The organism is Mesorhizobium sp. WSM4808 (assembly GCF_055811675.1).
Map to the genome: position 1 here is coordinate 244,729 of NZ_JBVVQX010000005.1, position 11,371 is coordinate 256,099.

Sequence of the window (11,371 nt, forward strand, 5' to 3'; positions counted from 1 at the left end):
TGTTGTCGAGAACTGGTTTGTTGGCGGCGTTGGTCGCATCCGTCATCCTGTCGGCCGGCAGCGCGATGGCCCAGGAGCAACCCGCCGGTGCCGCGCCGGCGGTCGAATCCCCCACCCCGGCTGCTCCCGCGGCCCCAGCGCCGATTGCACCCGCACCCGCCGCACCGGCGGGCGCTCCGCCGGCCACGATGGCGCCTTCGCAGCCAGGCACCCAGCCGAACACGGCCGCGCCGTCCGAGGCCGGACCTTCGACGGGGATGGAGTTGACCTTGCCGCATGATCTGTCGCCATGGGGCATGTTCATGGCGGCCGACATTGTCGTCAAGGCGGTGATGATCGGGCTGGCCTTTGCCTCCCTCGTCACCTGGACGATATGGTTGGCCAAGTCGCTGGAGCTTTTCGGCGGCAAGCTGCGCATTCGTCGCGCCGTGCGGGCGATCGGCGAGGCCGCCACGCTGAAGCAGGCCAGCCGTACCCTTGACCGCAGCGGCGGTCCCGGCGCGCTGCTGGTGCGGGCGGCCGAGGAGGAGACCGCACTCTCGGCCGGCGCGCTCGATCATGTCTCGGGCGACGGCCTCAAGGAACGGGTCACGTCGCGCCTGTCGCGCATCGAGGCGGCGGCGGCGCGGCGCATGTCGCGCGGCACCGGCGTGCTGGCGACGATCGGCTCGACCGCGCCCTTCGTCGGCCTGTTCGGCACTGTCTGGGGCATCATGAACGCCTTCATCGGCATCTCGCAGGCGCAGACCACCAATCTCGCTGTGGTCGCGCCGGGCATCGCCGAAGCGCTGCTGGCCACCGCGATGGGCCTGGTCGCGGCCATACCGGCCGTCGTCATCTACAACGTCTTTGCCCGCTCGATAGCCGGCTATCGGCAGATCCTCGCCGATGCTGCCGCCGGGGTCGAACGGCTGGTCAGCCGCGACCTCGACTTCCGCACCGTCGCGCCGGCAACGCCACTGGCGGCGGAGTAGCGCCATGGGAAGCAGAATCCGACAGACCATTGATGACGATCTCGAGGAAAGCCACGAGATCAACGTCACCCCGTTCATCGATGTCATCCTGGTGCTGTTGATCATCTTCATGGTCGCGGCACCGCTGGCCACGGTGGATGTCAATGTCGACCTGCCTGGTTCGACCGCAACGCCCGCGCCGAGGCCCGAGACACCGCTGTTCCTGACGCTGAAGGACGATCTGACGCTGGCGATCGGCAATGACAGCGTGCCGCGCCCGGCTTTCGCCACGACGCTGGACGCCAAGACCAAGGGCGACAAGCAGACACGCATCTTCCTGCGCGCCGACAAGGCGGTCGCCTATGGCGACCTGATGGAGGCGATGAATCTATTGCGCGGTGCCGGCTATCTGAAGATCGCGCTGGTCGGCCTGGAGACGGCTCCCGCGTCCAATGCCCCGGCGCCCGCAGCCACTGGTGCGGCGGCGCCATGACGCAAGCGGTCGCCGTGCCCTCGGTCCAGCTGTCGCGCTTCGGTTGGCGCGACCTTGGCTTGTGGGCCGGTGCTGCCGCGCTGGTCCTTGGAGCCCATGTCGCGGTCGCCTATGCAGTGCAGAACCTCACAATGGTCACCGAAGCGGATGGCGGTCCACCCCCCGCGCAGATGATCGAGATGGCACCGATGGTGGTGATGCCGGCCGTGGAAGAGCAGGTCGCCGCGCTGGACGCGGTGACGCCAGATCAGACCGAACCGACACCGACGACCGAGCCGACACGTGAAGAACCGGTCGAAAAGGCGGAGCCGGTTGTCGAGCCGCCGGAAGCGGTCGCGCCAGACGAGGCCGAACCCACCCCGACCGAACCTACCCAGGCCGAAACGGCCGAACAGGTCGATCAGCCGCCGCCGGATGAGGTCATCCCGGATGTGGTCGAGGCTGTCACGCCAGACGTCGTCATTCCCTTGCCGCAGCCGAAACCGGTCGAAATTGTCAAAGACAAGAAACCGGTCGAGGCCAAGGCGAAGAAGCCTGTCGAGAAGCCCAAGCCGCGGCTTAAGAAGGAGAAGGCGGCTCCGCCGAAGACGGCAACCTTCGCCAGCGCCGACGCACGGCCCGCGGCCAAGACCGCCGCGCCGAAGGCGGCGGAATCGACGTCTCGCTCCGGCGACTCCAGCAAATGGGACTCCCGTCTGGGCGCCTGGATCAAGCGGCACACACGCTATCCCAGCTCTGCCAAGGCCCGACGCGTGGAGGGCAGGCCATATGTCGCATTCACGGTCGACTCGTCCGGCCGGGTCCTGTCTGCCAGGCTCTCTCGTTCCTCGGGGGATGCGGATCTGGACCGTGCGGCGCTCGCCGTGCTGCAAGGCGCCACGGTGCCGAAACCGCCACCGGAACTCGGCTCGCGTCTGAGCCGTACAGCGCCGTTCGTGTTCAGCCTGCGCAACTAGAGCAGTTCACCGTTTCACGGAAACGGCTAACTGCTCTAATTCTTTGGTTTGACGCAATTCCAAGGGAAAACGCTCTGCGTTTTCCCGGGAAAACCGTTTCACACTTTTCCTGGAATTGCTCTAGGACCGAATTTGTTCGGGCCGGCCTGTCAATAGGCCAGTGACAGACTCAGGGCCTCGACCTGTTCGAGATAGAAACGGCATTTCGTGCGCAAGGGCCCGAGGCCCGGGTCATCGGCGCCGTTGATCTCGATGGTCTGCATCATGAAGTCGAAATGGGCGTGGAAAGCGTCCACTGTACCCCAGAGACTGTCGGCCTGGCAGCTGTCGGCAATCGCCGTCGAGACGAGTTGGCGGGCCTCGACCCGCGCGGCGTCAGGCGATGGCGGCCGCCTGGCGACCAAGACGTCGAGCCGGCTGAAAACGCTTTCCCTGGCATCGACGCTTCTAATGTTGGCTATCATGTTCATGTGCAGGTCCCCTGGGCATTCCAGACGCGCAATAGGTTCCGGTCTGAAATTGAAAAACTGGTGATCAGAGCATTTTCAGCGGCGCCAATGAACGCGTCGCGTTTTGGCGGGCGACATGCATCAAGCTTGAGCGACCGGATGCCGGTCCTGCGGGCAGGATGCAATCAGGGCCGGGATTGCGGTTGCATCGGAGGGGTGGCCCCTGATGATGTTGGCGACCTCGGCATCGGCCTGCTCGAACCAGTAGACCATGTCGGCGCGGCGCAGGTCCGTCGCGGCCTTCTTCAGCAACGGCAGCAGGCTTTGCAACGCGCACAGCGTCTCCCAGCGGTTTGGCCGGGAGGTCGAGCCGGCCACCGCGCATGCGGCTGACGATTGCATGTCGCTACGCTCTCCGTGGCTGGGCGGCCCGAGTGTCCTTTGCCTGCGCCTTGGGGTGCAGCGGGTTGCCGCTGAGCTGCGCATGCCTGGCCGGCCGTGCGCCGCGAAGAACGTCGAAGGCCTCTGCATAGGCCATGCCCAGCAGATAGGAGATCATCGGAAAACGGCTTGCTTCGGCCATCTGCACGAGCTCATTGGTCATCGACGAAATATATTGAAGGCTATCGATTTCCGACTGGCGTAAGGATTGATTTGGCACGTGCTGCTCCTGTCTCTGGTTATACCCTAGGGAACGCGTTATTGGCTGTGATGCACATAGTTGGTCGGCTAATTGATGGACTGGCCCGCCGTGGACGGATCTCTTTCCGGCGTCGAGAGGGTCAAGGCATAGATCGGTGCGTCGGTGAAACTGTCGAGACCAAGCAGCCGCTTGATGGCGGAATGGCTGAGCGCGGCTGTCGGACATGCCGACAGGCCATGATTGGTCGCTGCCAGCATGATGTTCTGGCCGATATGGCCGGCCTCGATCAGCACGACACGATAGGCGTTGGCGTCCTCATATTTCCACATCGTGCGATCGAGCTTGGCGCAAAGCAGGACAAGGCACGGCATGGCGTCGGCCCACTCCTGTCCGCCGACCAGTTCGGAGATTTTCGGCAGATGGTTTGCGGAAATCCTGCCAAGGTCGTGATCCGCGGCGGAATAGTGATAGACACCGGGTTCGAGGCCATCGACGCCGAGCGCGACCACATAGGCCTCATAGGGATTTCGCGCGCCGCCTGAAGGGGTCATGCCGAGCGGCAGGGTGCCAACGCAATTGGCGGTCTCGCCGATGATGCCGAGCCCTGCGAACAGGCAATCGGAAAGCTGTTTGGCCGTGATGGTGGGCTGAGCCGCCGTGCGGTTGGTGCGGCGCCGCGCCATCAAGCTGAGAAGTTCATTGTCTTCCAGTGCATTAGGCAGCTGGATGGCGCCTGCGGAATTCTTGAGCATGAGGTTCGGCTGCGGCGTATGGCCGGCGCGTTCTATCTGCCGCTCTTCCGCTTGCTCGATGGTCATGTATTCGCTGTCCTGGACGCAGAAATGCATCAGCGCCGTCGGAAGCCCCCAACTCCATTGTCCTGAAAACTGTTCCTCCTGCTCGGCGAGAGGCGATCCGGCTGTGACCAGCGCGGAGAAATCGAGCAACTGGGGAACGACAGCCTTCAACTCGGACTTCGACCATCCATGGGCGCGGGCAATGTCCGCCGTCGATGCCCATTTGTCCCACGATGCGAGAAGGCCGACCATCTCGGGGCTGCATTCAAACACGCTTCTGGTCAGGAAGTTGCATGCCGTGACCTTGTTCGGTCCGGGGTAGAAAACAAGCGTTTTCGAAGAGCGCATTTTCATGAAGCTGGTTGCCATCTGCGGAGCCGAGGCGCCGACAAGCAAGACGCTCGTCGGCGCAGAACGGCTTCAGCGTTTGTTGTAGTGCATGCCCTGCGAAAAGAAGACGGTCTGCGTGCCGGCGGCAATCGTCAGCTTCGGAGCATTGGTCACTTTCTTGGCCATTTTCATCCCTTTCCTGACCCCAATTTGGGATCCGTTGAAAGACCCCCGGAACGGGATCCGCGTGAAGAAAGGTAAGGTCGGAAGAGTTAATGGTTTGTTAAAATTATAGTAAAACCACGAGCCTAAGACTGACCCGTGGATTATCTTTCCTGGCATTAAAGTGTAAAATATCGATTTTATTCACATACAGAGTAGACAATCGTTGGCATACGCTTTATCCGCGTACGCTTATTCTTATTTGGCGTAAGACACGGCGATCCGAGGGGTTAGCCCAACCCGTCCCGGGTGAGGCTGACAACCAGTTGATCGACGCCCGGATCGTCGAGATTGATGACATGCGCCATGCTGATGGCATCCCTTGGGTGGATGTTGGCAATGTCGCGCCGCATGATGACGGACACGAATGCCGGGCCGGCCTCCGTCAGAAGCATGGCCTTGCCCATCAGCACCGGTTCGGAGATGGGAGCCCATTGCACGGAGATCAGCGAGGGCTCTCCGGTCTGGCGGCGATTGATGCCGCTGAAATAGATCCAGTTCAGCCGCGAGATCGCCACGCCATAGTGATTGCCGCGCGCTCGTGCCCAGGTCGACCCCCGGCGCTCCGACCATCCGGTGACCCTTCGGAAGGTGACCAGTTCGGCTTCGCGCCGCACGAAGGTCACCGAGCGCATCAGGAGGTCGAGGCGGCCCGGGATCGAGAAATAGGTGAAATAGGTGCCGCCCGCGATCGAAGGACTCGGAGGGCGGATCATCTGGTTGAACAGGCTCTCGGAAACCGGCGGCAGGCCACGCATCGCCGGCTCGGGTGCGCCGGGATCCTGGTACAGTTCGGCTTCGTCGATCCGAAAGTAATCGCATATCAGCTTGGCGGTAGCTTTGTTGGGAACGGTCTGCCCTTGCAGATAGCGTTCGAACTGCGTGCGATTGATGCGCAGCTCACGGCATACCGCACTTACGGAGGCATGGTCCTTGCACAGCCGTCTAAGGTTTGCAGCGAGATTGTCGCGAATTGACACGTCTTTGCTTCCGCAGGCGGATTTTTCATTTCGACTCGAAATCGATATAGCGTCTCCGGTCGCCCCCGCCGAAACGCCCTGGTCACAACGCACAGAAAAAACTGATTTGGTAACGTCAATTTAGTGGGGTGGTTTCCAAAAAAAACGGAAACAATCAGCGAGCTCTTCCGCCATAAGTCCAATTGACAAAAGTTTTGCCGGATATTGCGAAATAGGCGATGTAGCGCGGCCTTTTAAGGTGCGCTGGCACAGCAAATGCCAACCGCGGGGGCAAGCCGGGACGAGCGTCGCGGACTGCATGTGGCGCAGAGATGGGCATCTGGCGCGGAGCGTGGAGAATTATTCCGCTGGTGGAGCTGAGGAGGATCGAACTCCTGACCTCGTCATTGCGAACGACGCGCTCTCCCAGCTGAGCTACAGCCCCGTCCAGCGGATGGGCGCATTTATCGGGCGCCGCGGTTTCCTGTCAAGGCGGAGGTTTGCCGAAATCCAGTGCCGTCAAGCGTCGAGCTGGCGCCGGCGGAAAGCGGCCCTTGCCGGTTTTGTGTATTCGCGCCTTCGTTGGGGTGTCGGCGACATGCCCTACAGTCCGACCGGGCCGGTATTGGCGCTCCACAGAAAGGCGGCCCTTGCCGGCTTCGCGTGCAATGGCTACATGTCGGCAACAATTGGAGACCGGCATGCTCGCCCTCATTCAAACAATCGTCATGGCGCTTGACCTCTACTGGTGGATCATCATCGCCTCGGCGATCTTTTCCTGGCTCTACGCCTTCAACGTCGTCAATTCGAAGAACCAGTTCGTCGGCAGCATCGGCAACATGCTCTACCGGCTGACCGAGCCGGCGTTGCGGCCTATCCGCCGCTTCATGCCGGACCTTGGCGGCATCGACATCTCGCCGATCATCCTGCTTCTGATCCTGTTCTTCCTGCGGCAGTTTCTGCTCACCACGGTGGCGCCTCTGATCCTGTGAGCAGGATGACCTTATGAGCACGCCGTTTCGCCTGCGCGAAAACGGCGCCGAGCTGTTTGTCCGGCTGACGCCAAAGGCTGCGCTGGACAGGCTCGAAGGCTTCGAGGCCACGGCGGACGGGCGAAGCCATCTGAAAGCGCGCGTCCGCGCCGTGCCGGAAAACGGCGCCGCCAATCATGCGCTCGAAAAGCTGCTGGCCAAGGCTCTGGGCGTGCCCGGGTCCGCTGTCTCGGTTGTCGCCGGCGGCACCGCGCGGCTGAAGACCGTGCGCATTGAAGGCGATCCGGCGAAATTGGCGAAAAGCATCGAGGCGCTCGGCCGCCAGTCCTGATGTCCTTGGCCGCAGGGGCTCAATCGCCCAATGGCAAACGCGGATCGTCGACTTTCAACGTGTTCACGCTCTGCTTGATGCGGCGCAGATTCTCCAAAACCCTTGGTCCGCGCGTCTCGGCGACCGAGGTGACGATCATGTCGACGATCGACAGCAGCGCATAGCGAGACGATGTCGGCTTGTAGATATTGCCATCCTCGAGCGACTGGAAATGGATGACCGTGTCGGCGACCTTGGCGAGTGCGGAGTCCGGCGGGGTGATGGCGATCGTGGTGGCGCCATATTGCTGGGCGACCTGCACCGCATCGATGACCGATCTGGCATAGCCGGAGACGGAGAAGGCGATCAGCGTGGTGTCGGGGGTGGCAACGGCGGCGTACATGCGTTGCAACTGTCCGTCGATCTGCGCCAGCACCGACACGCCAAGCCTGAACAGCCGGTTCTGCATTTCGGTCGCCATCATGGACGAAATGCCACCGGAGCCGATGCACAGCACATTACCGGAAACAGCGATGCGTGCGGCGACGGCGACCAGCGTCGTCATGTCGAGGTTTTCGCTGGCGCGCTGGATGGCCGATATCGCCGCTTCGGTGATGGCGGAAGCGATGCGCTGTTCGCGGGCATCGCGGCTCAACGGCTCCGGCGACAGATACTGGCCGCCGATGGCGATGGCTTGCGCCAGATAGAATTTGAAGTCGCGCAGGCCCTCGCAGCCGAGGTTGCGGCAGAACCGCGTCACCGTCGGCTCGCTGACACCGACGCGCAAGGCAATTTCCGAAATCGCCGCTTTGGAAACGAAATCGAGGTCTGCCAGCACGAAGCCGGCCAGCTTGCGATCCGACTTCGTTCCGTCCTGCGACATCAGCTGCAGCCGCGTGATGATGTCGGCCGGCGTCTTCATGCTGCTATTCTCATAGAGGCAGGCCCGTTGCCTTGTCGAACAGATGGATGTTGCCGGGGTCGACCGAGACCGGCAGCAGGTCTCCCGGCCTGACCGGCACCCTGTCGCGGAACACGGCGCGTACCGTATCAGCACCGATAGCGCCATAGACATGTGTTTCGGAGCCGGTGGGCTCGACGACATCCACCCTGATCGCCATCGCGTCGACAGCCTCGCCGATGACAAAATGCTCGGGCCGGATGCCAGCCTCCACCGCGCTGTCCGCCGGCACCTGTTTGCCGGCAAGCGCAAGCCGCCCGCCACCGGCCGATTCGAACCAGGTTTTCTCAAGCGCCGTCTTGAGCGAACCGGACACAAAGCTCATCGACGGCGAGCCGAGGAAGGAGGCGACGAACTTGTTGGCAGGCCTGTCATAGAGTTCCAGCGGCGCCCCGACCTGCTGGATTCTGCCGCGGTCCATCACGACGATGCGGTCGGCCATCGTCATGGCCTCGATCTGGTCGTGGGTGACGTAGACGATCGTCGATTTCAGCCGCTGGTGCAGCGCCTTGATCTCGACGCGCATCTGCACGCGCAATTGCGCGTCGAGGTTGGACAGCGGCTCGTCGAACAGGAACACCGACGGCTCGCGCACGATGGCGCGGCCCATGGCGACGCGCTGGCGCTGGCCGCCCGACAGCTGGCGGGGATAGCGGTCGAGATAGGAGAAGAGATTGAGGACGCCGGACGCTTTCTTGACCTTCTCATCGATCACCGTGCGCGTCTCGCCGCGGATCTTCGGGCCAAAGCCGATATTGTCAGCTGCCTTCAGATGCGGAAACAGCGCATAGGACTGGAACACCATGGCGATGTTGCGCTGCTGTGGCGGCAGCGCGTTGGCGCGCACGCCGCCGATCAACAGGTCGCCGGAGGTGATCGTCTCCAGGCCGGCCAGCATGCGCAGCAAGGTCGACTTGCCGCAGCCGGACGGGCCGACGAGGACGACGAACTCGCCGCTCTTGATATCGAGGCTGATGTTCTCGAGGATCTTGTGCTGCCCGAAGGATTTCGACAGATCGCGAAACTCGACATCGGTCATGCTCACGCTCCCAATATGTCGTCGATGAAGGGCAGGCAGCCGGCGGTCAGTCCCGCGTCCACGGGCATCACCACGCCTGTTATTCCCGATGCGCGATCGGACGCAAGGAAGGCGACGGCTTCCGCCACTTCCGCGGCGTTGACGATGCGGCCGAGCGGATAGAGCCGCTGCAATTTGCCGAGGATTTCGGGATCCTTGGCAAGGCGGTGGTCCCAGGCGGCGGTGCGGATCGATCCGGGGCAGACGACATTGGCGCGCAGGCCGCTGCGGCCGAGCTCGACGGCGATCGCCTTGGCATAGGCGTTGATGCCGGCCTTGGCGACGGCATAGGCCGGATTGCCGAAATGCGCGACGGCGTTGACCGAGGAGATGAAGACGACGCTGCCCGAGCCGCGGCCAGCCATCGCCTTGACCAGCGGGTCGGCGAAATTCATCACGCCAGTCAGGTTGAGATCGAGTTCCTGCTCTATTCTGTCGGGATCGAGCGCCGAAATCGTCTCGGCACGCGTCCAGCCGGCATTGTTGACGAGAATGTCGGGCACACCATCCCGGTCGAGGATCGCGCCGATCGCCGTCGCTATCGATGCCTTGTCGAGAAGATCGAAGACATGGCGGGAGGCAAGGTGCGGACTGTTCAGCGCCTCGCTCGACTGATCGCAACCGACGACCTTGGCGCCTCTTTGCGCCATCAGCGCCACGATGGCCGTGCCGAGACCGCCGCCGGCCCCCGTCACCACGACGGTCTTGCCCTCGAACTCGGCCCTGCTTTCGAACTCGGCCCTGCCTTCGAACTCGGCCCTGCCCTCGAACTCGGATTGCGAAACCACCGTGCGTCATCCTCCGGGAGTTCTGACAGATCGCATAAGGCTAGGCCTGTAAATGTAATTAAGCAACACAATAATCCGCTTGCAAGCCTTAAAATCATCGATAATGTAGGAAAGTCACATAAATCTTCTGCTCCGGCACGGAGAGGCGCGCAGGCGCAACACCAATGGGAGAGATCAAATGAGCCTTGCAAAATGGACTGTCGGCCTGATGGCCGGAATGAGCATGCTGGCAATTGCGGCGCAGGCGGATGCGGGCGAGGTGCGCGTCACCGTGGCCGAGTACAGCGCCAAGACTGCTCCCTATTTCGCCGACGTCAAGAAGGAATTCGAGGCGGCGAACCCCGGCATATCAGTCAAGTTCGAAGTGGTGCCGTGGGATGTGCTGCTGCAGAAGCTGACCACCGACATCACCGCCGGCACCAATGCCGATCTGTCAATCATCGGCACGCGCTGGCTGATCGACTTCGTCCAGCAGGATGTCGCCGAGCCGCTCGACGGCTACATCAAGCCCGACTTCAAGGACCGCTTCATCGACACCTTCCTGTCGCCCTCGATCATGGACGGCAAGACCTACGGCCTGCCGATCGCGGCCTCGGCGCGCGCCATGTACTACAACAAGGAGCTGTTCGAGAAAGCCGGCATCGCCAAGCCACCGGCAACCTGGACCGAGCTGCAGGAAGATGCGCGCAAGATCAAGGCCCTGGGGTCGGGCACGTTCGGCTTCGGCCTGCAGGGCAAGGAGATCGAGACCGACGTCTATTACTATTATGCGATGTGGTCGCAGGGCACCGAGATCCTCAACAAGGACGGCACTTCGGGCCTGAGCACGCCAGGTGCGCTTGAGGCCGCCAAGCTCTACAAGTCGATGATCGACGAAGGCCTGACCGAACCCGGCGTCACCTCCAACAACCGCGAAGACGTGCAGAACCTGTTCAAGCAGGGCAAGGTCGGCATGATGATCACCGCACCCTTCCTGTCCAACCAGATCAAGGACGAGGCGCCGAACCTGAAATACGGCGTGGCAGCCATCCCCGCCGGCCCGACCGGCGCGCGCGGCACCTATGGCGTGACCGATTCCATCATCATGTTCAAGAACTCCAAGAACAAGGACGAAGCCTGGAAGCTGCTCGATTTCCTGTTCACCACGGAACAGCGCGCCAAGTTCACGCAAGGCGAAGGCTTCCTGCCGGTGAACAAGGAAGAGGCCAAGATGGACTACTACGTCAACAATGCCGATCTGGCGGCGTTCACCGCGCTGCTGCCCGACGCCCGCTTCGCGCCGGTCATTCCGGGCTGGGAAGAAGTCGCCCAGATCACGTCGGACGCCATGCAGAAGATCTATCTCGGCGGCGACCCTGAGGCGGGCTTGAAGGACGCGGCCGCCAAGGCCAACACCGTGCTGAAGAAATAGAGGCCGTGCTGAAGAAATAGGGCGTATCT

The 11,371-nt window shown here is 62.4% G+C and carries 14 protein-coding genes and 1 tRNA gene; 6 read left to right on the forward strand and 9 right to left on the reverse strand.

Annotation, left to right across the window (positions count from 1 at the left end; translation table 11 throughout):
* Positions 1 to 2 precede the first annotated feature (2 nt).
* Genes exbB through AC0L2U_RS11215 form a run of 3 tightly spaced genes read left to right on the forward strand, consistent with a single transcriptional unit; the run spans position 3 to position 2,402 of the window.
* Complete coding sequence (exbB, locus tag AC0L2U_RS11205; protein ID WP_473601920.1) at positions 3 to 974, forward strand: tonB-system energizer ExbB; 972 nt, start codon at positions 3 to 5, stop codon at positions 972 to 974.
* A 4-nt stretch (positions 975 to 978) separates the two neighbouring features.
* Positions 979 to 1,446, forward strand: coding sequence for a TonB system transport protein ExbD (gene exbD, locus AC0L2U_RS11210; protein WP_127808771.1), 468 nt, complete (start codon positions 979 to 981; stop codon positions 1,444 to 1,446).
* Positions 1,443 to 2,402, forward strand: coding sequence for an energy transducer TonB family protein (locus tag AC0L2U_RS11215; protein WP_473601921.1), 960 nt, complete (start codon positions 1,443 to 1,445; stop codon positions 2,400 to 2,402). Before exbD ends, AC0L2U_RS11215 begins: the two co-directional genes overlap by 4 nt.
* A 149-nt stretch (positions 2,403 to 2,551) precedes the next feature.
* On the opposite strand, the gene AC0L2U_RS11220 is transcribed toward AC0L2U_RS11215, so the two are convergent.
* The 6 genes from AC0L2U_RS11220 to AC0L2U_RS11245 all read right to left on the reverse strand — a co-directional run bounded on the left by AC0L2U_RS11220 (position 2,552) and on the right by AC0L2U_RS11245 (position 6,247).
* Positions 2,552 to 2,872, reverse strand: a complete 321-nt coding sequence (locus AC0L2U_RS11220; RefSeq protein ID WP_127808773.1) for a hypothetical protein — start codon at positions 2,870 to 2,872, stop codon at positions 2,552 to 2,554.
* A gap of 120 nt (positions 2,873 to 2,992) precedes the next feature.
* Complete coding sequence (locus tag AC0L2U_RS11225; RefSeq protein ID WP_127329798.1) at positions 2,993 to 3,253, reverse strand: hypothetical protein; 261 nt, start codon at positions 3,251 to 3,253, stop codon at positions 2,993 to 2,995.
* 4 nt (positions 3,254 to 3,257) lie between these two features.
* Positions 3,258 to 3,512: a hypothetical protein gene (locus AC0L2U_RS11230; RefSeq protein ID WP_127268063.1), complete on the reverse strand. Its 255-nt coding sequence runs from the start codon at positions 3,510 to 3,512 to the stop codon at positions 3,258 to 3,260.
* A gap of 68 nt (positions 3,513 to 3,580) precedes the next feature.
* On the reverse strand, positions 3,581 to 4,543 hold the full coding sequence (locus tag AC0L2U_RS11235; RefSeq protein ID WP_236382936.1) for a SagB/ThcOx family dehydrogenase: 963 nt from the start codon (positions 4,541 to 4,543) through the stop codon (positions 3,581 to 3,583).
* Positions 4,544 to 5,073: 530 nt separating this feature from the next.
* A complete protein-coding gene (locus AC0L2U_RS11240; RefSeq protein ID WP_127268065.1) occupies positions 5,074 to 5,823 on the reverse strand; it encodes a helix-turn-helix domain-containing protein in 750 nt (249 codons plus the stop codon).
* A gap of 348 nt (positions 5,824 to 6,171) precedes the next feature.
* A tRNA-Ala gene (locus AC0L2U_RS11245) sits at positions 6,172 to 6,247 on the reverse strand.
* Between the two features lie 256 nt (positions 6,248 to 6,503).
* On the opposite strand from AC0L2U_RS11245, the gene AC0L2U_RS11250 reads away from it, so the two are divergent.
* Both AC0L2U_RS11250 and AC0L2U_RS11255 read left to right on the forward strand, forming a co-directional pair.
* Positions 6,504 to 6,794, forward strand: a complete 291-nt coding sequence (locus tag AC0L2U_RS11250; protein ID WP_023811703.1) for a YggT family protein — start codon at positions 6,504 to 6,506, stop codon at positions 6,792 to 6,794.
* Between the two features lie 13 nt (positions 6,795 to 6,807).
* Positions 6,808 to 7,125: a DUF167 family protein gene (locus tag AC0L2U_RS11255; protein ID WP_128287897.1), complete on the forward strand. Its 318-nt coding sequence runs from the start codon at positions 6,808 to 6,810 to the stop codon at positions 7,123 to 7,125.
* Positions 7,126 to 7,144: 19 nt separating this feature from the next.
* On the opposite strand, the gene AC0L2U_RS11260 is transcribed toward AC0L2U_RS11255, so the two are convergent.
* The 3 genes from AC0L2U_RS11260 to AC0L2U_RS11270 are packed head-to-tail and all read right to left on the reverse strand — an operon-like array spanning position 7,145 to position 9,841.
* Positions 7,145 to 8,026 carry a MurR/RpiR family transcriptional regulator gene (locus tag AC0L2U_RS11260; RefSeq protein WP_127268067.1) on the reverse strand — a complete coding sequence of 294 codons (882 nt, stop codon included), beginning with the start codon at positions 8,024 to 8,026 and terminating at the stop codon, positions 7,145 to 7,147.
* Between the two features lie 10 nt (positions 8,027 to 8,036).
* A complete protein-coding gene (locus tag AC0L2U_RS11265; protein WP_127382538.1) occupies positions 8,037 to 9,104 on the reverse strand; it encodes an ABC transporter ATP-binding protein in 1,068 nt (355 codons plus the stop codon).
* A gap of 2 nt (positions 9,105 to 9,106) precedes the next feature.
* Positions 9,107 to 9,841 carry an SDR family oxidoreductase gene (locus tag AC0L2U_RS11270; RefSeq protein WP_128287939.1) on the reverse strand — a complete coding sequence of 245 codons (735 nt, stop codon included), beginning with the start codon at positions 9,839 to 9,841 and terminating at the stop codon, positions 9,107 to 9,109.
* A gap of 268 nt (positions 9,842 to 10,109) precedes the next feature.
* On the opposite strand from AC0L2U_RS11270, the gene AC0L2U_RS11275 reads away from it, so the two are divergent.
* On the forward strand, positions 10,110 to 11,342 hold the full coding sequence (locus AC0L2U_RS11275) for an ABC transporter substrate-binding protein (protein WP_127268520.1): 1,233 nt from the start codon (positions 10,110 to 10,112) through the stop codon (positions 11,340 to 11,342).
* Positions 11,343 to 11,371 lie beyond the last annotated feature (29 nt).